The sequence below is a fragment of the Pseudomonas wayambapalatensis genome (genome assembly GCF_049942315.1).
Classification (GTDB): Bacteria; Pseudomonadota; Gammaproteobacteria; order Pseudomonadales; family Pseudomonadaceae; genus Aquipseudomonas; species Aquipseudomonas wayambapalatensis.
Genome location: NZ_JBNFMU010000138.1, coordinates 29,633 through 51,657, shown reverse-complemented (window position 1 = coordinate 51,657; position 22,025 = coordinate 29,633). Strand labels below are relative to the sequence as shown.

The 22,025-nt window shown below is 63.4% G+C and carries 26 protein-coding genes and 1 pseudogene; 13 read left to right on the top strand and 14 right to left on the bottom strand.

The genetic code is table 11. The annotated features are described in order from the left end of the window. Positions 1 to 101 precede the first annotated feature (101 nt). Positions 102 to 917, bottom strand: a complete 816-nt coding sequence (locus ACPZMI_RS08660; protein ID WP_186711794.1) for a M48 family metallopeptidase — start codon at positions 915 to 917, stop codon at positions 102 to 104. Between the two features lie 155 nt (positions 918 to 1,072). Here ACPZMI_RS08660 and ACPZMI_RS08655 point away from each other — a divergent pair. Both ACPZMI_RS08655 and ACPZMI_RS08650 read left to right on the top strand, forming a co-directional pair. Then, positions 1,073 to 2,323 (top strand): annotated as a pseudogene (locus ACPZMI_RS08655) (methyl-accepting chemotaxis protein); the annotation flags it as partial. 12 nt (positions 2,324 to 2,335) lie between these two features. Beyond that, positions 2,336 to 3,178 carry a methyl-accepting chemotaxis protein gene (locus ACPZMI_RS08650; RefSeq protein ID WP_411384440.1) on the top strand — a complete coding sequence of 281 codons (843 nt, stop codon included), beginning with the start codon at positions 2,336 to 2,338 and terminating at the stop codon, positions 3,176 to 3,178. A gap of 58 nt (positions 3,179 to 3,236) precedes the next feature. Here the strand turns inward: ACPZMI_RS08650 and ACPZMI_RS08645 are convergent, their stop codons facing one another. From ACPZMI_RS08645 to ACPZMI_RS08635, 3 genes are read right to left on the bottom strand one after another with little or no spacing between them, the layout of a single operon-like run. Next, entirely contained in the window at positions 3,237 to 3,857 is a 621-nt protein-coding gene (locus tag ACPZMI_RS08645) for an SOS response-associated peptidase (RefSeq protein ID WP_186667670.1), read from the bottom strand. 12 nt (positions 3,858 to 3,869) lie between these two features. Next, positions 3,870 to 4,130 (bottom strand): putative signal transducing protein, encoded by a 261-nt coding sequence (locus tag ACPZMI_RS08640; protein WP_186667669.1) that lies wholly within the window; start codon positions 4,128 to 4,130, stop codon positions 3,870 to 3,872. After that, a complete protein-coding gene (locus tag ACPZMI_RS08635) occupies positions 4,130 to 4,315 on the bottom strand; it encodes a CPXCG motif-containing cysteine-rich protein (RefSeq protein WP_186667668.1) in 186 nt (61 codons plus the stop codon). The genes ACPZMI_RS08640 and ACPZMI_RS08635 overlap by 1 nt, the downstream gene beginning before the upstream one ends. A 127-nt stretch (positions 4,316 to 4,442) precedes the next feature. Here ACPZMI_RS08635 and ACPZMI_RS08630 point away from each other — a divergent pair, with 127 nt between their 5' ends. Next, positions 4,443 to 5,609 (top strand): 1-acyl-sn-glycerol-3-phosphate acyltransferase, encoded by a 1,167-nt coding sequence (locus tag ACPZMI_RS08630; protein WP_186667985.1) that lies wholly within the window; start codon positions 4,443 to 4,445, stop codon positions 5,607 to 5,609. Between the two features lie 55 nt (positions 5,610 to 5,664). Here the strand turns inward: ACPZMI_RS08630 and ACPZMI_RS08625 are convergent, their stop codons facing one another. Both ACPZMI_RS08625 and ACPZMI_RS08620 read right to left on the bottom strand, forming a co-directional pair. Continuing rightward, positions 5,665 to 6,075 carry a hypothetical protein gene (locus ACPZMI_RS08625; RefSeq protein WP_186667667.1) on the bottom strand — a complete coding sequence of 137 codons (411 nt, stop codon included), beginning with the start codon at positions 6,073 to 6,075 and terminating at the stop codon, positions 5,665 to 5,667. A gap of 87 nt (positions 6,076 to 6,162) precedes the next feature. After that, positions 6,163 to 6,423 carry a hypothetical protein gene (locus ACPZMI_RS08620; protein WP_186667666.1) on the bottom strand — a complete coding sequence of 87 codons (261 nt, stop codon included), beginning with the start codon at positions 6,421 to 6,423 and terminating at the stop codon, positions 6,163 to 6,165. A gap of 157 nt (positions 6,424 to 6,580) precedes the next feature. On the opposite strand from ACPZMI_RS08620, the gene ACPZMI_RS08615 reads away from it, so the two are divergent. After that, on the top strand, positions 6,581 to 6,787 hold the full coding sequence (locus tag ACPZMI_RS08615) for a hypothetical protein (RefSeq protein ID WP_054894589.1): 207 nt from the start codon (positions 6,581 to 6,583) through the stop codon (positions 6,785 to 6,787). A gap of 224 nt (positions 6,788 to 7,011) precedes the next feature. Here ACPZMI_RS08615 and ACPZMI_RS08610 read toward each other — a convergent pair whose 3' ends face one another. Continuing rightward, complete coding sequence (locus tag ACPZMI_RS08610) at positions 7,012 to 7,596, bottom strand: YajG family lipoprotein (protein WP_054894590.1); 585 nt, start codon at positions 7,594 to 7,596, stop codon at positions 7,012 to 7,014. A gap of 144 nt (positions 7,597 to 7,740) precedes the next feature. Between ACPZMI_RS08610 and ACPZMI_RS08605 the strand changes: the two genes are divergently transcribed. Continuing rightward, positions 7,741 to 7,974, top strand: a complete 234-nt coding sequence (locus ACPZMI_RS08605; protein ID WP_186711205.1) for a hypothetical protein — start codon at positions 7,741 to 7,743, stop codon at positions 7,972 to 7,974. Positions 7,975 to 8,579: 605 nt separating this feature from the next. Next, the gene (mqo, locus tag ACPZMI_RS08600; RefSeq protein WP_186667663.1) at positions 8,580 to 10,085 is read left to right on the top strand and encodes a malate dehydrogenase (quinone); all 1,506 of its coding nucleotides are present in this window, start codon (positions 8,580 to 8,582) and stop codon (positions 10,083 to 10,085) included. 81 nt (positions 10,086 to 10,166) lie between these two features. Here mqo and ACPZMI_RS08595 read toward each other — a convergent pair whose 3' ends face one another. From ACPZMI_RS08595 to ACPZMI_RS08580, 4 genes are all read right to left on the bottom strand, one after another. Beyond that, complete coding sequence (locus ACPZMI_RS08595; RefSeq protein ID WP_186667662.1) at positions 10,167 to 10,457, bottom strand: PA4642 family protein; 291 nt, start codon at positions 10,455 to 10,457, stop codon at positions 10,167 to 10,169. A gap of 69 nt (positions 10,458 to 10,526) precedes the next feature. Next, positions 10,527 to 10,997 carry a hypothetical protein gene (locus ACPZMI_RS08590; protein ID WP_288374224.1) on the bottom strand — a complete coding sequence of 157 codons (471 nt, stop codon included), beginning with the start codon at positions 10,995 to 10,997 and terminating at the stop codon, positions 10,527 to 10,529. A gap of 65 nt (positions 10,998 to 11,062) precedes the next feature. Next, positions 11,063 to 11,536 carry a WbuC family cupin fold metalloprotein gene (locus ACPZMI_RS08585; protein WP_186667660.1) on the bottom strand — a complete coding sequence of 158 codons (474 nt, stop codon included), beginning with the start codon at positions 11,534 to 11,536 and terminating at the stop codon, positions 11,063 to 11,065. Between the two features lie 3 nt (positions 11,537 to 11,539). Beyond that, the gene (locus ACPZMI_RS08580; RefSeq protein ID WP_186667659.1) at positions 11,540 to 12,097 is read right to left on the bottom strand and encodes a hypoxanthine-guanine phosphoribosyltransferase; all 558 of its coding nucleotides are present in this window, start codon (positions 12,095 to 12,097) and stop codon (positions 11,540 to 11,542) included. 164 nt (positions 12,098 to 12,261) lie between these two features. Here ACPZMI_RS08580 and upp point away from each other — a divergent pair, with 164 nt between their 5' ends. Together upp and ACPZMI_RS08570 are read left to right on the top strand one after the other, a co-directional pair. Beyond that, positions 12,262 to 12,900, top strand: coding sequence for a uracil phosphoribosyltransferase (gene upp / locus ACPZMI_RS08575; RefSeq protein WP_186667658.1), 639 nt, complete (start codon positions 12,262 to 12,264; stop codon positions 12,898 to 12,900). A gap of 2 nt (positions 12,901 to 12,902) precedes the next feature. Beyond that, positions 12,903 to 14,177, top strand: coding sequence for a uracil-xanthine permease family protein (locus ACPZMI_RS08570; RefSeq protein WP_186711208.1), 1,275 nt, complete (start codon positions 12,903 to 12,905; stop codon positions 14,175 to 14,177). 60 nt (positions 14,178 to 14,237) lie between these two features. On the opposite strand, the gene hemH is transcribed toward ACPZMI_RS08570, so the two are convergent. Together hemH and ACPZMI_RS08560 are read right to left on the bottom strand one after the other, a co-directional pair. After that, complete coding sequence (gene hemH, locus ACPZMI_RS08565; RefSeq protein WP_186722004.1) at positions 14,238 to 15,251, bottom strand: ferrochelatase; 1,014 nt, start codon at positions 15,249 to 15,251, stop codon at positions 14,238 to 14,240. 13 nt (positions 15,252 to 15,264) lie between these two features. Then, complete coding sequence (locus tag ACPZMI_RS08560; RefSeq protein WP_186667655.1) at positions 15,265 to 16,170, bottom strand: TIGR01777 family oxidoreductase; 906 nt, start codon at positions 16,168 to 16,170, stop codon at positions 15,265 to 15,267. A 187-nt stretch (positions 16,171 to 16,357) separates the two neighbouring features. On the opposite strand from ACPZMI_RS08560, the gene ACPZMI_RS08555 reads away from it, so the two are divergent. The 5 genes from ACPZMI_RS08555 (at position 16,358) to ACPZMI_RS08535 (ending at position 21,430) form a co-directional block, all read left to right on the top strand. After that, on the top strand, positions 16,358 to 17,344 hold the full coding sequence (locus ACPZMI_RS08555; RefSeq protein ID WP_186667654.1) for an NAD(P)/FAD-dependent oxidoreductase: 987 nt from the start codon (positions 16,358 to 16,360) through the stop codon (positions 17,342 to 17,344). A 94-nt stretch (positions 17,345 to 17,438) separates the two neighbouring features. Further along, on the top strand, positions 17,439 to 18,404 hold the full coding sequence (locus tag ACPZMI_RS08550) for a YbgA family protein (RefSeq protein ID WP_426352042.1): 966 nt from the start codon (positions 17,439 to 17,441) through the stop codon (positions 18,402 to 18,404). Further along, positions 18,394 to 19,263: a MerR family transcriptional regulator gene (locus ACPZMI_RS08545; RefSeq protein ID WP_426352041.1), complete on the top strand. Its 870-nt coding sequence runs from the start codon at positions 18,394 to 18,396 to the stop codon at positions 19,261 to 19,263. The genes ACPZMI_RS08550 and ACPZMI_RS08545 overlap by 11 nt, the downstream gene beginning before the upstream one ends. A 23-nt stretch (positions 19,264 to 19,286) precedes the next feature. Further along, on the top strand, positions 19,287 to 20,714 hold the full coding sequence (gene phrB / locus ACPZMI_RS08540) for a deoxyribodipyrimidine photo-lyase (protein WP_426352040.1): 1,428 nt from the start codon (positions 19,287 to 19,289) through the stop codon (positions 20,712 to 20,714). Positions 20,715 to 20,725: 11 nt separating this feature from the next. After that, the gene (locus ACPZMI_RS08535) at positions 20,726 to 21,430 is read left to right on the top strand and encodes an SDR family NAD(P)-dependent oxidoreductase (protein WP_426352039.1); all 705 of its coding nucleotides are present in this window, start codon (positions 20,726 to 20,728) and stop codon (positions 21,428 to 21,430) included. 37 nt (positions 21,431 to 21,467) lie between these two features. Here ACPZMI_RS08535 and ACPZMI_RS08530 read toward each other — a convergent pair whose 3' ends face one another. After that, the gene (locus ACPZMI_RS08530) at positions 21,468 to 21,986 is read right to left on the bottom strand and encodes an acyloxyacyl hydrolase (RefSeq protein ID WP_186667649.1); all 519 of its coding nucleotides are present in this window, start codon (positions 21,984 to 21,986) and stop codon (positions 21,468 to 21,470) included. Between the last annotated feature and the right edge of the window lie 39 nt (positions 21,987 to 22,025).

Sequence of the window (22,025 nt, the reverse complement as noted above, 5' to 3'; positions counted from 1 at the left end):
CACCGGCTTTGCCGGTGATCGCGGGACGAGCCCGCTCCCACAGGAATTGCTCCAGCCGCGGGATAGTTGAACCAGACAACTACCCCACAGCGCAGAGCGCTTTACTTCTTCGCCGCCTGGTACAGCGGCATCACCTTCGGAATCGCTGCTTGCAGCGAGGCAATGCGACTGGCCGAGGCCGGGTGGGTGCTCATGAACTCAGGCGGCGCGCCTTCGGAGGCCTTGCTCATCTTGTTCCACAAGGTGATCGCCGCATTCGGGTCATAACCGGCCCGTGCCGACAGTTCCAGGCCGATCAGGTCGGCCTCGTTCTCATTGGCCCGGCTGTTGGGCAGGGTCATGGAGTAGTTCACCACGGTGTCGGCCAGCGCCATGCTGTCCTGGCCAAGGCCGAAGATCGCACCGGCCCCCTGGCGCGCCATTTCGATACCGTAAGCCTTGGACATCGCCTCGCGGCCATGCTCGCGCAGGGCGTGGGCGATTTCATGACCCATGACCGCAGCCAGCTCCGCGTCGGTGAGCTTGAGCTGATCGATCAGCCCGGTGTAGACGATGATCTTGCCACCCGGGCCGCAGTTGGCGTTGAGCTCGTCGCTCTTGATCACGTTGACTTCCCACTTCCATTGCGCGGCATCCGGCCGGAACTGCGGGGCCTGGGCAATCAGGCGGTCAGCGATGACCTGCACACGCTTGGCATCGACGCTGCTCTTGTCCAGCACGCCCTTGCTCGATGCTTCGCCCAGGGTCTGCTGGTACGACTGCGCATACATCTTGTTGACCTCATCGGTCGACAGCATGCTGAACATGTACTGCTTGCGCTCGACGCCAACCGCTCCGCCGCTGGTGGTATTGACCGCCTGGCAACCACCCAGCAGAACGCTGGCGCTCAACAGGCTGATCACGAAAGACTTACGCATGAAAACACTCCCTTTCTACATGCCGCGTATCCTAGGCCCACTCGCCTGACCCTGCCAGAGCCGCAGGGAAGATTTCTCTCATCCTCCCCTCATGCTTTCCCTCGACCACGCCGATAACAAAAGAAAACGACCTCCTTGCGTGGAGCTTTCCGGTAATGAAGTTCAAGTCGATCCAGTTTTCCGTGGCGGCCCTGGCCGGTGCCATTGTATTGAGCATTGTCGCGGCGCTGGTGCTGTACGCCGTGTACTCCGGGGCCCGCACCCAGGACCTGGTACAGCAGCGCACCCAGCAGCAGTTCGAAAGCGTGATCGAACAGCGTCTGTCGGCGCTGGCCCGCACCCAGGTCAGCGAGATCCAGCGTGGCCTGGAAGCGCCGCTGCTGATCAGCCGCAGCCTGGCCACGGTCAACGCCATGCTCGGCATGCAGGACGCCGACGGCAAACCGCTGATGCAAATCGACCGCGCCTACCTGAACAACCTGCTCAAGCGCACCGTGGAGGTCAACCCGACCGTACTCGGTGCGTACCTGGGCTGGGAGCCGAATGCGCTGGATCACGCCGACGCCAATGGCGAACGCTACCTGCCCTGGTGGTTCCGCAACGCCGACGGCAGTCTCGGCCAGGACCGCCTGGTGGACGTCAACGACCACACCGTGCTGTCGACCGGGGTACGCGCCAGTGAGTACTACCTATGCCCGAAGGAAACCAAGAAGGCCTGCGTGATCGACCCGGCGCCCTACAAGGTTGGCGACAAGATGGTGATGCTCGCCTCGTTCGTCGAGCCGATCATGGTCAACGGCCAGTTCCAGGGCATCGCCGGGGCCGATCTGTCGGTGAACTTCATCCAGGACCTGCTCAACGCCGCCGACCGCCAGCTGTACAACGGCGCTGGCGAACTGGCACTGGTGTCGAGCAATGGTCGCCTGGTCGCCTACACCAAGGACGCCTCCAAGTTCGGCGAAAAGGCCAGCGACGTGCTGGACCCTGCCGAAGCCGCAACCCTGGCCAGCATCAGCGGCGAAGACCTGCAATATAAAGTCGACACCGCCAAGGACCGTATCGAGCTGTTCCTGCCGTTCAAGGTCGCCAGCACCGACGCGCGCTGGGTCCTGCTGCTGGAAATGCCGCTGAGCACGGTCATGGCCGACGTCAACCAACTGCAGAAAGACCTTGGCGAGCAGCGCCGCACCGACATCGCCGGCATGACCCTGGTCGGCCTGGGCATCGCCGCCCTCGGCCTTCTGGTGATCTGGCTGCTGGCCCACGGCATTGCCCGTCCGCTGAAGCAGATGGTGGCGATGCTCGACGACATCGCCCAGGGCGAAGGCGACCTCACCCGCCGCCTGCAGAGCGATCGCGCCGACGAGCTGGGCGCCATTGCCAAAGGCTTCAACACCTTCCTCGCCAAGCTGCAGGCGATGATCAGCCAGGTGGTGACCTCGGTGCAGAAAGTCAGCGACTCCTCGGAGCACACTGCCGACATCGCCATCCGCACCAACCAGGGCGTGCACAAGCAGATGGCCGAGATCGACCAGGTAGCCACCGCCGTGCAGGAAATGACCGCCACCGCCCAGGACGTGGCACGCAATGCCACCCACGCCGCCCACGCAGCCAGCAACGCCGACCAGGCTGCCAACCAGGGCATGCAGATCGTGCGCGACACCTCGCAGTCGATCAGCGTCCTGGCCAGCGAGATCGGCCGCGCAGTGACCGTGGTGCAGACCCTGGCCCGCGACAGCGAGAACATCAATGCCATCCTGGTGACCATCCGCGCCATCGCCGAACAGACCAACCTGCTGGCGCTCAACGCCGCCATCGAGGCTGCCCGCGCCGGAGAGCAAGGGCGCGGCTTCGCCGTGGTTGCCGACGAGGTGCGCAACCTGGCGCAGAAGACCCAGCAGGCGACCCAGGAAATCCAGCAGATGATCCAGCAGTTGCAGCAGGGCACCCGCGATGTGGTCAAGGTAATGGAGGACAGCCAGGGCAAGACCGACGACAGCGTGCAGCAGGCCAGCCGCGCCGCCGAAGCGCTGGAGAGCATCACCCAGGCCGTGTCGGTGATCAACGACATGAACACCCAGATCGCCAGCGCCGCCGAACAGCAGAGCGCGGTGGCCGAGGATATCAACCGCAACGTCATCAACATCGGCCAGGTGGCCGGCGAAGTGGCCGGCGGGGCCGACGAATCGAGCCAGGCCAGCGCCGAGCTGACCAAGCTGGCCGAGCAGCAGCGGCGGTTGATCAATCAGTTCAGGGTTTGATTCACCCACCGCGTCGTTTTTTTCGCGAGCCTGTGGGGCGAAAAGCTCGACACCGACCTCAAGCCGGGGTCAGACACTCCGGCCCATCGAGCTTCGGATCGTTGACCAGATGCGCCAGCGCCCGCTCGCGCAACGCCGCTGGCGGGCTGGCCAGTAGTTCATGCAGCCGCGCCAGCGGTGTGTCGGGGTCCAGCCAGGCCGCCTGCCCGGCCTCGTCGAGGATCAGCGGCCGGCGCTGGTTCATCGCCGCCTGGGTGACCACCGCACAACTGAGCCACACCTGCTCCTGTACCGGATACACCTCCCATACCGCGGCATAGAACAACGACGCGCCCTCCCCCGGCGTCACCCAGTACGGGCGCTTGCGCGCCGTGCCGCGCCACTCGTAGAAACCGTTGGCCGGCATCAGGCAACGGCGCTGGCGAAAGGCTTCGCGAAACATCGGCTGCTCGGCGAGTGTCTCGGCGCGGGCATGGGCGGGGGTACGGGACAGGTCGGTGAGCCAGGCCGGGGTCAGGCCCCAGCGCGCCCTGGCCAGTTGCAACTGGCCGTCGAGTCGGCGCTGGATCAGCACCGAAGCCCCAGGCGAGATGTTCCATTGGGCCTGCTGGTCGGCGGGAAACCCGGGCAGGGCGGCAAAAGCCTGGGACCAGCGAAAGAGGGCGTAACGTCCACACATAAGACAGCAAACCTAGCAGATCAGGGTACCGGGGATACTCTCCGGCTCGTCCCCGGCAAGGGGCTGGGCGGCATTGTACTCATCGATCAGCTGCCGTGCGTACCCGGCCTGCTCATCGGCCACCGCCAGGGCCAGCAGGCCCTGCATCGGCAGATCGCCCATGGCACCGACCAGATCGCCGCCGATCAGGTGCACCTCGACGCCTTCGCTGGCCAACATACCTACCAGCATCTGCGCCTCCATCAGGCTTTCCGGTTCGTAGATCCGACGCATCAGGCATCGTCCTCGCGGCGCACTTCGAGCATCCATTCGTCACCATGCACCTGCAGGATGAACACGATGGGCTGGCAGCACACCTGGCAGTCCTCGGTATAGAGCTGGTCGCCAGCGGAAATATCGACCGTGGTCTCCACACGCTCACCGCAATAAGGGCAGTCATAAAAGTCGATTTCGAGCATCGGGGGCCTGCGCAGTGACTTATGCGTATAATTGCCGGTCTGTTTACGGGGTCCGTGTGTGTCCGAGCCGTTTTTTTCGGCCCCGCCCCTACTTTATTACTCTAGCCGTTTCCAACAAGAGAGCATGATGGGCGAATTCGATGCCATCCGACCTTACGACGACGCTGAAGTGCCTGCCGTTCTGGCGCGCCTGCTCAGCGACCCGGCATTCCTCGATATCCTCACCCACTTCCGCTTCCCGCGTATCGCAGGTGCCTTCGGCTGGCTGCTCAAGCCGCTGATCGCCCGGCGCCTGCGCAAGGAGTTCGCTGGCGTGACCAGCGTCTCGACCCTGCAGGACAAGGTCGAATACTACGTCGACCGCACCATCGACCGTGCCACCGACGGGGTCACCTACACCGGCGTCGAGCAGCTCAAGTCGGGCAGTGCCTACCTGTTCCTGGCCAATCACCGCGACATCGTCATGGACCCGGCGTTCGTCAACTATGCGGTCTATCACGCTGGCCTGCCGACGCCACGTATCGCCATCGGCGACAACCTGCTGCAAAAGCCGTTCGTCAGCGACATGATGCGTCTGAACAAGAGCTTCATCGTGCACCGCTCGATCAGCGGTCGTCGCGAGAAGCTTGCGGCATACCAGTTGCTGTCGGCCTACATCAACCACTCGATCCGCAGCGACGGCGCCTCGATCTGGATCGCCCAGGCCGAAGGCCGCGCCAAGGATGGTGACGATCGCACCGATTCGGCGATCCTCAAGATGTTCCACATGAGCCGCAAGGACGAGCCGTTCGGCGCCGTGATCCAGAGCCTGAACCTGATCCCGGTGTCGATCAGCTACGAATACGACCCGTGCGACCAGGCCAAGGCCCGCGAGCTGTACATCCGCGCCACCACCGGCACCTACAAGAAAGTGCCTGGCGAAGACGACAACAGCATCGCCCAGGGCATCACCGGCTACAAAGGCCGGGTGCACATCAACTTCGCACCGCCAGTGACCGAGTACCACGAGGACACCAAGCAACTGGCCCAGGCCATCGACCGGCAGATTCTCGGCGGCTACCGGCTGTTCCCGGTGCACTACTTGGCCTACGCGATGTGGGACGGGCAGGACGCGGCGCTGGAAGTACCCGCTGCAGAGAAGGTGTTTGCGGCCGAGGAACTGGCACGGGCCAAGGAGGAGTGGCAGCGCCGCCTGGAAGCCTGCCCTGCGGAGCACCGGCCGTATCTGGTGCAGCAGTATGCGACGCCAGTGCGCAACCAGTATCAGGTGAAGGTGCAGGCCGAGGCGGTCTGAGCCTGGTGCAAGCGCCGGTTCGTAGTGGGACCGGCGATTGCACAGCTGATGTTCGCTACACGACGGTGAGATCGAAATCAGCTTCCAGGGCATCCGAACCACTGCCAGGGTTCAGCCGCAGTACCCCTTTAAGACGTCGGTTGTCGACAAACTCGCTGATCTGCAGTGTTCCTGAGTGGACGGGAACATTTTCGCCAAGCCCCACAACACCGACCGTGGTCACATGCGCCTGACCAGCAGACAGGCTGGTGGTGCCCGGCGCAAACACATTGGCGTTGGTCCACTTGAACACCAGCTTGAGTGGTTTGCCACCGGGCCGCGGCTGCACGGCGGAGAATGACTTCTGGTCAAACTTCAGTTCGCCGGTCATCTCATATGGCGTCCCCTTGACGGTCAGAACGACCTTTCCGGTCGCCTTGGCCTTCTTCAGGACGTCCGCATCAAACGCTTCGCTTGAACGCGACATGTTGCCTCCTTGAGATGGTTGACACGCCGATCCAACGTACGTGCACGCATCACAAGCGACAACTGGCAGAATTGACAGGTAGGCAGTTCAGATCCAGGTACTGAACCACGACAGCAACAACGCCATCGCCAGGCACGAGAAGCCCAGGATGTAGTAGTAGCGCGGTACACGCAGGTCGAACGCATCGACCAGCCCTTCCTCGCCAGCCAGGCTTTCACGCGCATCGCTCTGGCGACGCCGCGCACTGTGCAGCAGCAGGCCGCCCGGGCAGGTGATGAACAGCGCCAGGACATTGATCAGCTTGGCGGGATGGGCGGCCAGGAACCCCCAGAGGACTTGCAGGGACATCGCGCAACCTCGTAACGACGATAAGCAAAGCCCGGCATTCTACCCAAGCCTGACTCACCCTCTCGTTTTTTGCGACCAAGTGTCACTAAATTTCATCTGTCACACGCTCGTCATCCAGACAGGCCACCCTGTCGGCCTTTGCAGACCGGAGCTTGTCATGCTGCACGCCGAAAACCAGGACCGTCTCTACCTCGTCTCGCAGAGCGACGAGCAGCAGGCGCTGATCGACGGGTTCGCGATCAATGTCCACGACCAGCGCTGGCTGGTGTATTGCGCCCTGGGCGGACACGCGCACCAGGACCTGCCTGAAGTGGATCAAGACACCGGGCTGAGTGTGCTGGACTTTGGAATCGAGGCGGCTTGACCTGCCCGCTCGTGCGATTGGTGGGAGCGGGATTGCCCGCGAAAAAGACATCGCGGTGCCAGGCACCGGCGAAGCCGGTGTTCGCGGGCAAGCCCGCTCCTACAGAGAAGTGACCCCAGGTGCCGCACCAACCAGGGTTTGAGCGAGCCTCAGCCCTGGTCCAGCCAAAGAAAAACCCGCTGCTTGTCACCAGGCAGCGGGTTTTGTTCATTCAGGTCGCGTGCTTATTCAGCCAGTACCTGACCGATGGTCGGATCCTTGAACAGCCGGGTCAGCGCATCGCTGAGTACGTCGCTGACCAGCTTGGTGTTGGTTTCCTGGTTCGGCGCCATGCCGAAACGCTGGTCGAGAGAAGCGCCATAGCGGCCGCTGTAGCGACGGTTGGCGTTGGACACGTCGGCACGGAAGGTGGCACCGATGGTGGCCTCGGTCACGTACATCTTGTCCTTGGGCGACTGGTACTTCAGCTCGGCCAGGGTCACGGTCAGCTGTGGCGCGCTGCCGGCACCCGAGGTGGGGGTGAAGCCGAGCAGGCGTACTGCCGCTTCGGCCTGGGCCTGCAGCTTGGGCACCACGTCATTGCCGTTGACGGTAATGGTGCTGGTCTCCGGGTACATGCCACCCCGTGTGCCCAGCGACTGCGAAGCACGGCCGTCGACCACCCGCACGACCACCGGCTGGCCACGACCTACCGGATTGAGCTGAGCGGTGAGCTTGGGTTGCGGGCTGAGTTGCTGCGGGCTGTGTGCACAGCCGACCAGGCTCAGGGTGGCCACCGCCATCAAACCGAACAACAGACGTTGCAGCATGCGCATTTCTCCAGAAAAAGCGGCAAAGGCCCACAGTATACCCAGCCTGGAGCAAGCCAGTCATCGGCCCGCAGCTGCTGTCACAATGGTTTCATGGCCACGGCGCTATCCTTGCCCCAGCCCGATCAAACAGGACTCGCCGCCATGGCCTCGCTCTGGACTCTGCTCTTCCAACGCCCGCGCCACACCACCTACGCCCGTCTCGACAGCGACGGCAAATGCCTGGCCTTCAAGCAGTGCCACCAGGCACCCAGCGGCAGTGGCTGGGTCCAGGTCAGCGAAGCACACTTGGGCTGGCTGGGCCATCCGCTGCCCAACAGTGCCCGGATTTGCGTACCTGCAAGCCGCCGTTGGCAGCAACGCATCCTCCCTGCCTGACAAACGCTGCAATAAAAACCCAAGAAGAACGACCTTTCTGCCCGCGACCTCGTTATAATCTCCCCCCGATTATAAGGACGTCTCCTGATCGGGCCCCGCACTCGCCGCTTGACCCCGGCACCTTCACCGCTTCGCCCACAGAGAGCCTTCCACTCAGGTCTTGCATTGGCTGTCGTGCCTGCTGTCTCTGGCCGTCTGCTGCGCATGAACCTGCGGGTTGCCACCGCGCAGTCCACTTTTGAGGTTCACGACTCCAAAAGAGCGTGAAAAAACGGTTTTTCACAACTTCACGAGAGTGTGGCGAGCAAATGAACAGTCTGGCATGTGCAAAAGCGGCAGATACGTCTCGAACAGCCCTGAACAGACGGCAAAAGCGCTCATCCTGGATGGGAGCCTGAGGCCGGTCCATAACGCACGACGGAACACTTGACCATAAGTCGAATTGCCGCACCCGTGGCAAATGGCGTTCAATTATCGAACACCCAAGACTGATTGGCGGTGTCCGCGGAAGTTGCAAGAACTGCGAAGAGTCGGACATGGCGATCCTGGCCAACCCAGGGGTCCTATGCTGTCAATTAGGTGCTGTAGATTGTGGAGACGCGTTAATGGCGCAGAACGAATCGGTTGATGTGGTACTGGTAGGCGCGGGCATCATGAGTGCCACCCTGGCCGTACTGCTCAAGGAGCTGGACCCTGCGATCAAGCTGGAAGTCGTCGAGGCGATGGACTCCGGGGCCGCGGAAAGCTCCAACCCCTGGAACAACGCCGGGACCGGCCACGCCGGCCTGTGCGAGCTGAACTATACGCCCCAGGCCGCCGATGGCAGCATCGACATCAAGAAGGCCGTGCACATCAATACCCAGTTCGAGGTGTCCCGCCAGTTCTGGGCCTACCTGAGCAGAAAAGGCGGCTTCGGCTCGGCGCGCGACTTCATCAATCCCGTGCCGCACCTGAGCTATGTCGAAGGTGACAAGGGTGTGCAATTCCTCAAGAAGCGCTTCGAGCTGCTCAAGCAGCACCACGCGTTCTCCGAGATGGAATACACCGAAGACAAGGCGCTGATGAACGAATGGATGCCCCTGATGATGCCTGGTCGCCCGGCCGACCAGCACATCGCGGCCACCCGCGTGCTCAAGGGCACCGACGTCAACTTCGGCGCCCTGACCAACAAGCTGCTCAAGCTGCTGGGCGACAGCCCCAATGCCCAGGTCAAGTACAGCAAGAAGGTCACCGGCCTGCGCCGTAAAGGCGACGGCTGGACCGTGAGCATCAAGGACGTCAACAGCGGCAACAGCCGTGAAGTCGACGCCCGCTTCGTCTTCCTCGGCGCTGGTGGCGCGGCGCTGCCGCTGCTGCAAGCGTCGGGCATCCCGGAAAGCAAGGGGTTCGGCGGTTTCCCGGTGAGCGGCCAGTGGCTGCGCTGCGACAATCCGGAAATCGTCAAGCAGCACCAGGCCAAGGTCTACAGCCAGGCCGCGGTCGGTGCCCCGCCAATGTCGGTGCCGCACCTCGACACCCGCGTGGTCGATGGCAAGAAATCCCTGCTGTTCGGCCCTTACGCCGGCTTCACCACCAAGTTCCTCAAGCATGGCTCGTTCATGGACCTGCCGCTGTCGGTGCGCATGGGCAACATCGGCCCGATGCTGGCGGTAGCCCGCGACAACATGGACCTGACCAAGTACCTGGTTAGCGAAGTGATGCAGTCGATGGAGCAGCGCCTGGAATCGCTTCGCCGCTTCTACCCCGAAGCCAAAGCCGAGGACTGGCGCCTGGAAGTGGCCGGCCAGCGCGTGCAGATCATCAAGAAGGATCCGAAGAAAGGCGGCATCCTGCAGTTCGGCACCGAGCTGGTCTCGGCCGCCGATGGCAGCCTGGCTGCGCTGCTTGGCGCCTCGCCGGGCGCCTCGGTGACGGTCTCGATCATGCTCGAACTGATCGAGCGCTGCTTCCCCGAGCAAGCGAAGGGCGCCTGGGCTGCCAAGCTCAAGGAAATCTTCCCGGCTCGCGAGAAGGCCCTGGCCACCGATGCCGCGCTGTACCACAAGATCAGCGCCGACAACGACGTGGCCCTGGACCTGGCGCAAAACAGCCCGGCCAAGCACTACGCCTGAAATGGCTGAAACGAAAAAACGCCCCGAGGGGCGTTTTTTTGTGCCTGCAATCCCTGCCCGCGAAAAGGGCAGACTGGAGGATCAGCCGCGGGCGTTGGCGATGACCTCGATGTACTCCGGCGCATTGCGCTGGTCGGCGATCGTTTCGGCGAAGGTCTTGCCGTGCTCGTCCTTGCCATCGACGTCGTATCCGGCCTCGACGAAGAAGCCAACGAAACGCTCGAAGTCGTCGATGCGCAGGCCACGGTAGGCCTTGATCAGCTTGTGGTGCGACGGCGAGGTCAGGCCATCGGCCGGCTCGAACTGAAGGAACGTCTTGATGTAGTCGTCGCTGATCTCGTCACCGATAACCTGCTTCTTGTCTTTACGCATTGCCGACTCCAACTGGGCCATCACGGGCATTTCAAAGGCGGGCAGTGTACCGCTGGCAGCCCATGGGCCTCAACGCGTACGTACGGTTCCGGTGTGCAGGTCGGCCCAGACATGGCCGTTGGCGTAACTGAGGAACTGTACGTACAGCGTCTCGTTGCGCAGCAGGTCCATGATCACCCGGTAATCGGCCTGTGGATAATTCAGCGTAAGGGTGCGGGACTTGTCATCGTAGGTCGGGCGCTTGAGGCTCTTGCCGCCCTCGCCGTCGAAGGTGACCAGCACCTGCGCGATGGTCGCCCCCTTGCTCAAGGGCTTGCCCTTCAGGCGCAAGGTCAGGGACGAGGTGATGGGAATCGGCTGCTGGTTGGACTGACGCTGGGCACCGACCACCACCGAGTAGTCGGTGACCTGCAGCAGTTGTTGCGACTCGGGTTCTTCCTGGCGCAGCGAGAGGTCATCAGGCGGAAGGAACTGGCTGTGCAAGGGGGCTGCCGACAGCGGCAGGCTCAGCGCCAGCAGAAGGGGAAAGATCGCACGCATGAGAGGCTCCTTGGCAGAGGGGAGCACTCTAGCACGCCTGATCGACCGCTACTGTCGGCGCGCGCTCAATCGAACTGCGCGCGCATCCAGGCCTGATACTGCGCCACCCCGTCCTCGCCCTCGCGCGGTGCCCAGTAGGCATGCTCGCCCTCGCCCACCGGGCGGTAGGGGCCGGACTTGCACTCGAACAGGATGCTGTCATCTTCGAGCACCACCAACCCGTGATAGGTGCCGGGCGCCAGGTCGACCCCCAGGCAATCACCGCCGGCTTCGAGCACACGCTTGTCGCACACCGCGCCCTGCTCATCGAAGATCAGCAGCCCCAGACGCCCCTTGAGCACCACCAGCGCCTCGGCCTTGTCATCCTTCAGATGACGGTGTGGCGGAATGTAGGTGTTCGTCTGCAAGCCGACTGCCATGCGATGGCAAGGCTCTTCCATCTCATGGAAATTGTGGTGCTGGCGACCACGCGGGTTGCTGGCAGCCTTGGCGGCCAGCCCGTCGAACAACGTCTTGTCGATGAAGGCAGGCTGGCGCATGGCTCACATGCCCTTTACGGCGAAGATGCCATTGGCGTTGCGCCAGTAGCCCTTGTAGTCCATGCCATAACCGAAGATATAGCGATCGACGCACGGCAGGCCGACGTAGTTGGCCTTCAAGTCCGGGCTGGCCTTGCGGTCGTGGTCCTTGTCGATCAGCACCGCGGTGTACACCGAACGCGCGCCGGCATGCTTGCAGAAGTCGATGATGGCGCTGAGGGTGTGGCCTTCGTCGAGGATGTCATCGACGATCAGCACATCGCGATCGATGAACGAGATCTCCGGCTTGGCCTTCCAGAACAGCTCACCGCCGCTGGTCTGGTTGCGGTAGCGGGTTGCGTGCAGGTACGAGGCCTCCAGCGGGAACTGCAGGTGGGTCAGCAGCTTGCCGGCGAAGATCAGGCCGCCGTTCATCACGCAGAAGACTACCGGGTTCTTGTCGTGCAGGTCCTTGCAGATCTGCTCGCCGACCTGGGCGATGGCCGCTTCGACCTGGGCTTCGTTGTACAGGCAATCGGCCTCGCTCATCACTTGGCGGATATGCTCGAGATCGGCGGACATGGCGCTCTCCAGGAGGTGCATTTTGGAAAAGCGGGCAAAGGTACGCATCCGCTCGTCCCAGATCAAGCATTTATGGACTAACGTGCTCAATGACTGCACGACAGCAAGGACTGAATAGATTAACCTAGCGCGGTTTTTTTGCCCGCCCCCCGGAGCCTTCCCCTATGCCTACTCGTGAGATCCGCCATCCGCTGATCCGCCACAAGCTCGGCCTGATGCGCCGTGCCGATATCAGCACCAAGAATTTTCGCGAACTCGCCCAGGAAGTCGGTGCGCTCCTGACCTACGAAGCCACCAAAGACCTGCCGCTGGAAACCTACGAGATCGACGGCTGGTGCGGCAAGGTCCAGGTCGAGAAGATCGCCGGCAAGAAGATCACCGTGGTCCCGATCCTGCGTGCCGGTATCGGCATGCTCGACGGCGTGCTCAGCCTGGTCCCGGGCGCCAAGGTCAGTGCCGTGGGCGTAGCCCGCAACGAGGAAACCCTCGAAGCGCACACCTATCTTGAAAAACTCGCCCCCGACATCAATCAGCGCCTGGCGCTGATCATCGACCCGATGCTGGCTACCGGCGGTTCGATGGTCGCCACCATCGAGCTGCTGAAGAAAGCCGGCTGCAAGGAAATCCGCGCGATGGTCCTGGTCGCGGCGCCCGAAGGCATCGAGGTGGTCGAGAAAGCCCATCCGGACGTGCAGATCTACACCGCGTCCATCGACGAGCGCCTGAACGAGCATGGCTATATCGTGCCGGGCCTGGGCGATGCCGGCGATAAGATCTTCGGCACCAAGCAGAAGGACGCCTGAACATGCAGGACGGCTTCAACGACCCGCTGTGGCGCCAGGTCGTCTCGGGCGCGCAGATGCTCTTCGTGGCATTCGGCGCGCTGGTGCTCATGCCGCTGATCACGGGCCTGGATCCTAACGTGGCACTGTTCACTGCGGGCCTCGGCACCTTGCTGTTCCAGCTGGTCACGGGCCGTCAGGTGCCTGTATTCCTGGCCTCGAGCTTCGCCTTCATCACCCCGATCATCCTCGCCAAGGGCCAGTTCGGCCTGGCCGCGACCATGGGCGGCGTGATGGCCGCAGGCTTCGTCTATACCTTCATGGGCCTGATGGTGAAGATCAAGGGCACCGGTTTCATCGACCGCATGTTGCCACCTGTGGTCATCGGCCCGGTGATCATTTCCATCGGCCTGGCCATGGCGCCGATTGCCGCGAACATGGCCATGGGCAAGGGTGGCGACGGCGCCGCGCTGATGCCGTACAAGACCGCCATGCTGATCTCCATGCCGGCGTTGCTGACCACCTTGATCGTCGCCGTGTTCGGCAAGGGTATCTTCCGCCTGGTGCCGATCATTGCTGGCGTGCTGGTGGGCTTTGCCCTGTCGTTCGCCTTCGGCGTGGTCGACACCGCGAAAATCGCCGCAGCCCCCTGGCTGGAACTGCCCAACTTCACCGCGCCGGAGTTCAACTGGCAGGCGATCCTGTTCATCGTTCCGGTGGCCCTGGCGCCGGCGATCGAGCACATCGGCGGGGTGATCGCAGTCGGCAGCGTGACCGGTCGCGACTACCTGAAAAAGCCCGGCCTGCACCGCACCCTGTTCGGTGACGGCCTGGCCACCACCGCTGCAGGCCTGTTCGGCGGCCCGCCCAACACCACCTACGCCGAAGTCACTGGCGCGGTGATGCTGACCAAGAACTACAACCCGAAGATCATGACCTGGGCTGCAGTGTTCGCGATCACCCTGGCGTTCATCGGCAAGTTCGGCGCGCTGCTGCAGAGCATTCCGGTGCCGGTGATGGGCGGCATTCTCTGCCTGCTGTTCGGCTCGATCGCGGCAGTGGGCATGAACACCATGATCCGCCACAAGATCGACCTCGCCGAGGCACGCAACCTGGTGATCGTTTCGGTGACCCTGGTGTTCGGTATCGGTGGTGTGCTGATCGGCAGCGGCGACGGCCCGGACGACTGGGGCCTCAAGGGCATCGCCCTGTGCGCCGTGGTCGCCATTGCCCTGAACCTGATCCTGCCGGGCAACGACGGTTGGAAGAACAAGAAGCTGGATGACCAGTTGCCTTGACCAGGTGTTGAACCGAGCCGACTTCTTCGCAGGGTTACCCGCGAAGAAGTCATCACCGACTCAAGCCCTCTCGCACATCCCCGCCAATACCTGCGCCCACTGCGGGTGATCGTTCAGGCACGGCACCAGCACCAGCTCCTCGCCGCCGGCCTCGATGAACTGCTCCTTGCCGCGATCGCCGATCTCCTCCAGCGTCTCGATGCAATCGGCAACGAACGCCGGGCACATCACCAGCAGCTTCTTCACTCCCGCCTTGGCCAACTCGTCCAGACGCGTCTCGGTGTAGGGTTCGATCCATTTGGCTCGCCCCAGCCGCGACTGGAACGAGGCTGACCATTTCCCCTCGGGAATTCCTGCCGCCTTGGCGAACGCAGCAGCACTGGCCAGACACTGCGAGCGGTAGCAAACCTTGCGCACCTGGGCACAGGCAGTCTCGCAGCAATTCGGGCTCTGGAAACAGTGCGAACCGGTCGGATCGAGTTTCTTGAGATGGCGCTCCGGCAGGCCATGGAAGCTCAGCAGCAGATGATCGTAGTCCTGTTCCAGGTAAGGACGGGCACTGGTGACCAACGCATCGATATACTCAGGTTCATCGTAGAACGGCTGTAACACGCGCATTTCGACAGGCAGGTCGCGCTCGGCGACTGTCTGGCGAGCCAGCTCCACCACCGTGGTCACGGTGCTGTCGGCGAACTGCGGGTACAGCGGTGCCAGGGTCACCTTGCGCACACCCTGCGCGGCAAGGCGCTCGAGTACTTCTGGTAGCGCCGGTTGACCATAGCGCATGGCGATTTCCACCGGCCCATGCGGCCAATGCGGGGTGATGGCCGCCTGCAGGCGCCGAGTCAGCACCACCAGCGGCGAACCCTCGTCCCACCAGATCGACGCATAGGCGTGGGCGGACTGCTCCGGGCGCTTGATCAGGATCAGCGACACCAGCAAGCGCCGCACCGGCCAGGGCAGGTCGATCACATACGGGTCCATGAGGAACTGGTTGAGGTAGCGGCGCACATCGGCGACCGAGGTGGATGCCGGTGAACCCAGGTTAACCAGCAGCAGGGCATGATCGGTCATGCAGCGTCCTATGTCAGAGGCGGTCGGACAGGTCGTCCAACGCCGATTGCAGATCGTTGAAGCGGAACGTGAAACCTTCAGCCAGCAGGCGCACCGGGCGCGCACGCTGGCCCCCCAGCAGCAGGGTCGACAACTCGCCCAGGCCAGCCTTGAGCACCAGCGCAGGCACCGGCAGCAACGCCGGGCGATGCAATGCACGTCCCAGACGCCTGGCGAACTCACGGTTGCGTACCGGCTCTGGCGCGCAGGCATTATAGGGACCGCTGGCGTCGTTTTGCTGCAAGAGAAAATCAATGAGGCGGATCTGGTCCTCTATATGGATCCAGGGCATCCATTGCCGACCATCGCCGATCGGCCCACCAAGCCCCAGCTTGAAGGGCAGGCGCAGACGCGAAAGAAAGCCCCCGTCGCTGGCCAGTACCAACCCGGTACGCACCAGCACCACGCGCATGCCGAGCGTATGCGCACGTTGCGCAGTCTCTTCCCAGGCGATGCACAGCTGGCTGGCGAAGTCCTCTTTCACCGGCTGCGAGGCCTCGGTCAACTCCCGCTCGCCACCATCGCCATACCAGCCCACGGCCGAGCCGGAAATCAGCACCCCGGGACGCTGCTCGCGGCGCTCCAACCAGCCCAGCAACTGCTCGGTGAGGGTGACACGACTGGCCCACAACAGCTGCCGGCGCGCGGCCGTCCAGGGTCGGTCGGCGATGGGCGCGCCGGCCAGGTTGACCACCGCGTCCAGCGGATCGTCCGCCTCCAGCTCCTCCAGCCGAGCGATACCGCGCACGCCGCTGCCGCAACGCTTGGGCACCTGGGCAGGCTCGCGGCTCCATACCGTCAGGCGATGGCCCTGGCTGAGCCAGAGCTGGCACAGGTGCCGGCCGATCAATCCAGTACCGCCCGTCAGCAATATATGCATGGCTGTGTCCTCGCAAGCTGCGGCCATGGTCTATTTTTAAGATCAAGGCACTTTTTAAACCGATAGCTCTCGGATAAACATAGGCCAACCTGTCCTATCGAGCGGAATAACCTTATACAAAACTTCTTCATTGTACAGGTTTGTCTGACAGCGTAGTCTGCTTAAAGCAAGGTTCGAAGAGGCCATCATGACAGTACCTATAGCCATCATCGGTGCCGGTATCGCCGGCCTGTCCGCCGCCCAGGCCCTGCAGAAGGCCGGACAGAACGTCCACTTGTTCGACAAGGGCCACGGCAGTGGCGGGCGCATGGCCAGCAAGCGCAGCGATGCCGGCGCGCTCGACCTGGGCGCCCAGTATTTCACCGCCCGCGACCGACGCTTCGTCGAGCAGGTCCAGCAATGGGTCGCCGCCGGCTGGGCCGCGCAGTGGAAGCCGCAGCTCTACAACTACCGCGACGGTGAACTGACCCCCTCCCCCGACGAACAGACCCGCTGGGTCGGCGTGCCACGCATGAGCGCCATCACCCGCGGCCTGCTCAAGGATGTCACGGTCAACTTCGGGTGCCGTATCACCGAGGTCTTCCGCGGCAAGCAGTACTGGCATCTACAGGACACCGAAGGCTGCAGCCACGGGCCGTTCAGCCAGGTGGTGATCGCCGTGCCAGCCCCCCAGGCCACTCCCCTGCTGGCGGCCACACCCAAGCTCGCAGCGGTCGCCGCCGGCGTGCAGATGGAACCCACCTGGGCCATCGCCCTGGGCTTCCAGACACCGCTCGATACCCCGATGCAAGGCTGCTTCGTGCAGGACAATCCGCTCGACTGGCTGGCACGCAACCGCAGCAAACCCGGCCGCGACGAACACCTCGACACTTGGGTGCTGCACGCCACCTCCAGCTGGAGTCGCCAGCACCTGGACCTGCCCCGAGAAGAAGTGATCGAGCAGCTGTGGGGCGAGTTTGCCGAACTGGTCGGCTGCGTGGTGCCAGCACCGACCTTCGCCCTCGCCCACCGCTGGCTCTATGCCCGCCCCGTCGGCAACCATGAATGGGGCACCCTCGCCGACGCCGACCAGGGCCTGTACGCCTGCGGCGACTGGTGCCTGTCCGGACGCGTGGAAGGTGCCTGGCTCAGCGGCCAGGAGGCGGCGCGTCGCTTGCTCGAGCACCTCGAGTAAAGTTGTACAAAAAATTTGTCTTGCATAAGTTTTTCGATGTGCTGGAATAGACCTGTACAAAATTCTCGGATTGTACAGGTCTACGGAGGCCACGATGAACGCTCCCCACTCGACAGGCAAACCCCGCATCGCCATCAGCGCCTGCCTGGCCGGGCAGGATGTGCGCTACAACGGCGGGCACAAAGCCTCGGACCTGTGCCAGTCACTCGATGAGCATTTCGACTGGCTGCCGCTGTGTCCGGAAGTTGCCATTGGCCTGGGCACTCCTCGCGACGCCATTCGATTGGTCGGCGATCCCCAGGCCCCGGAAGTGATCAACCCGCGCAATCCCGGTACCGACCTCGCCCCTCCCCTGCGTGCCTACGGCCAGCAGATGGCCGAAGCACTCGACGATATCTGCGGCTATGTGTTCATGCAGAAGTCACCCTCCTGCGGGCTGGAGCGGGTCAAGGTCTACCAGGACAATGGCCGCCCCTCACTGCTGGGCGGGCGCGGCGCCTATGCCCAGGCGTTCTGCGAGCGCCGCCCGGACCTGCCGGTGGAAGAAGAAGGCCGCCTGCACGACCCAGTGCTGCGCGAGAACTTCATCAGCCGCGTCTACGCCTATGCCGACTGGCAGCACCTGCTGACACAAGGCTTGAGCCGCGGCGCCCTGATCCGCTTCCACTCACGCTACAAATACCTGCTGATGGCGCACAACCCGCAGGCCTATCGCGAACTCGGGCGCCTGCTGGGCAGCATGAGCCGCGACGACGACCCGCTGCAGATAGGCCCGCGCTACTTCAGCCAACTCATGCAGGCTCTGCGCCGCTGCGCCAGCCGCGGCACCCACAGCAACGTCCTGCAGCACCTGTGCGGCTATCTGCGCGATGCCCTGGACAGCAGCGACAAAGCCGAACTGCAGCACCTGATCAGCCAGTACCAGCAAGGCAGCGTGCCGCTGGTGGTCCCGCTGACCCTGCTCAAGCACCATCTGCGCGTTCACCCCGATCCTTACCTGATGCAGCAGGCTTACCTGCAACCGCACCCGGAAAACCTGGGCCTGCGCAATGCACTCTGAAGACAGCCTGCCGATCGGCGAACTGGCCCGGCGCACCGGGGTCAACCCGGTCACCCTACGGGCCTGGGAGCGACGCTACGGCCTGCTGGTGCCGGAGCGCACGCCCAAGGGCCATCGCCTGTACAGCACACAGCATGTCGAGAAGGTGCAGGCGATCCTGCAGTGGCTGGAACGCGGCGCCTCGGTGAGCCAGGTGCGTGACCTGCTTGAAAACCGCAGCGAAGCCTCGCCAAGGCTGGAGGGTGACTGGCAAGCGCGCTGCCAGCAACTGGTCGAGGCCATTGCCAATCTCGCCCAACGCTCGCTGGACCAGCAACTCAACCAGGCCATGGCGCTTTATCCCGCCTCGACTCTGTGCGAGCAACTGCTGCTGCCGCTGCTCGAGCGCCTGGAGCAACGCTGGCGCAAGCACTTCGACGCCAGCCTCGAGCAGGCCTTCTTCCACACCTGGCTGCGCAGCAAGCTGGGCGCGCGGGTCTACCACGACAACCATTCGCTCGAGGGGCCGCCGGTACTGCTGGCCACGACCCTTGACGCCCCCTTCGATGCTCAACTGTGGCTCGCCGCCTGGCTGCTCAGCAGCAGCGGTTTTGCCGTGGAGGTGCTCGAACAACCGGTCGGCGGCAAGCAACTGCTGCACGCGATCGCCCAACTCGCCCCGCGCGCCCTGGTGCTGCACCTGGGGCCGCGCATCGACCTCCAAGCACTGGCCCCCCTGCGGGATGTAACGCTGACGAAACTCCTCGGGGGCGCCAGTGTCTTCATCCATGAGGAGCGACTGCGCGGCCTGGAACTTCCGGCGCTGCAGCTCTTCGAGACACCGCAGGGGGCATTGCGCCTGCTTCAGCAATCACGCTGAACCCGACTGTCAGAGATCCTGAGATGCAATTGATCTGGCTGCGCAGCGACCTGCGCATCAACGACAACACCGCCCTCGCCGCCGCCACCGCACAGGGGCCGACCATTGCCCTGTGGATCGCCAGCCCCGGGCAATGGCAGGCGCATGACGATGCGCCGAGCAAGGTTGACTTCTGGCTGCGCAACCTGCGCGACCTGCGCCACGCCCTCGAACGCCTGAACATCCCGTTGCTGATCCGCCATACCGACACCTGGCAACAGGTGCCCGAAACCGTGCTCGAGGTTTGCCGCACGCACAAGGTGCAGACCGTGCACTGGAACGACGAGTACGGCGTCAACGAAAGCCAGCGTGACCGGCGGACCCAATCCTTGCTGGAGCGCTCCGGCGTGACCGCCCGCACACACCTGGATCAGTTGTTCTTCCATCCCGGCACCCTGCTGACCAAGGCGGGCCACTATTTCCAGGTCTTCGGCCAGTTTCGCAAGACCTGCCTGGAACATCTGCATCGCAGCCTGCCAACCCTTGCCCAGCCCGTGAAACCACAGGCTTCCCTAGGCATCGCCAGCGACCCGATCCCCCGGCACATAGAAGGCTTCGACACGCCCGAGCAGAGCCTGCGCGAGCACTGGCCTGCCGGTGAAGACGAAGCCCAGGGCAGGCTGTCGCGCTTCGTCGACGAAACCATCGAAGACTACCAGACCCTGCGTGACCTGCCGGCCAGGCCCGGCACCAGCCAGCTCTCGCCCTACCTTGCCGCCGGTGTGATCTCGCCGCGCCAATGCCTGCACGCCGCACTGTCGAGCAACCGTGGCGAATTCGACAGCGGCAGCCAAGGTGTACGCACCTGGATCGACGAGCTGCTCTGGCGCGAGTTCTACAAGCACATCCTGGTGGGCTATCCACAGGTCTCGCGCCACCGCCCCTTCCGCGCCCCCACCGAGGCTCTGCCCTGGCGTGACGCGCCCGACGATCTCCAGGCGTGGGAACAAGGCCGCACCGGCTTCCCGTTGATCGACGCGGCCATGCGCCAGCTGCTGCATACCGGCTGGATGCACAATAGGCTGCGCATGGTCGTCGCCATGTTCCTGAGCAAGAATCTGCTCATCGACTGGCGCAAGGGCGAGCGGCATTTCATGCGACACCTGATCGACGGCGACCTGGCGGCAAACAACGGCGGCTGGCAGTGGAGCGCCTCCACCGGCACCGATTCGGTGCCCTATTTCCGGATCTTCAACCCGGTGACCCAGTCGCAGCGTTTCGACCCCCAAGGACGCTTCATACGCCATTGGCTACCGGAACTCACTCATCTGGATGACAAATACATTCATTTGCCTGTGAAATCTTCCGGACTATTTGATACAAGTGGCTACATCAGCCCGATCGTCGATCTGGACAGCAGCCGCCATCGGGCACTGGCAGCATTCAAGGCGCTACCCGCCTCCATCAACTGAAGGGCATAGCATTGAGTAGTACGCGCAGGTTCTGGGTAACAGGGGCCAGCAATGGAGTAGGCCTCGCGTTGGTCGAACGATTGCTCGAACAGGGCCATCGGGTCGCGGCCAGCGGCATGGATTGCCAGGAGCTCGATACCTTGGCCGAGCTGCACGAGGCACGCCTGCTGCGCCTGCCAGCGCACCTGAACGAGCTGGTCGCGGCGCAGTCTGCGGCCGAGCAGCTGCAGTCGCACTGGGGGGCACTGGACGTCTTGATCGTCAATGCCGGCACGTGCGATTACCTAGCAAACGATCTACCTGCCAACGCGGTAATGGAAGAGATCGTCAGCAGCAACCGGCGCGCCAGCGAGCATGTCCTGGCCAGCGCACTGTCGTTATTGGCCAGAGGCCACAGGCCACAGGTGATGGCACTGTTCAGCCGCTATTCGACGCTGCAACTGTTTGCGCCAGCGCAGACCCCGGCGGGCCACAACAGCCTGCCCCAGTGGTTCCGTGAGCAACGCAAGGTCCTCGACGATCTGGCGGTACAGCTTACGGTGGTCGCGCCACAGTCGCTCAAGGCACCGGTCAGCAACAGCATGGCGATACCTGAATCCTGGACGGCGAAGAGCGCAGCAAATGAGTTGGCGCGCAGGCTCAAGCACCCACAGGCCGAGTTGGTGCTCGAAGTGCTGGACCCGACCTTGCTGTGGCCACTGCCCTGGGAAGCCTGAGGTAAACCCGGGGCGCTGCACGCCCCGGTGATCCGGGTCAGAGCGCCATTCGATAATGCAGCGAATAGCTCTCGACCCCATCATTGGGCTGCTTGATCCCGGCGTTGGAGTAGTGGATCGCGCGAACCCCGATCTCGTGCCCACCGGCAAAGCGCAGGCCAAAACCGATGCGGTCCTCGAACTGGAACGACGAGCCCAGGTCATTGCTTTCCAGCTTGGTCCGTGAGAATGCCGCCACACCGATCCCCGCTTCGATGTAGGGCTTGACTGAGTCCCCGGCGAACTCGTACACGAACACGGGGGCGAACGACAGGCTGTGATTGCTTGCCCGCTCATCGCCATCCCAGTAGGTGTAGGCACCGTCCCAGTACCCGGTGATTCGGCCTACGCTGGTCTGCCACCAACTGGCATCCCAGTTCGACTGCAACCCCAGTCGATAGACCATGGTACTGTCGCCAGTCTGCCCCACCGACAACGAAACATCAGCCGCCTGTGCCGACACCGCCTGCCCCAATGCCAACGCGGCAACCGCCGCCATTCCAAGCAAATGCCTCATGAGCTCGTCCTTCTTCCTGGTGTTGTTATCAAGTGTCCG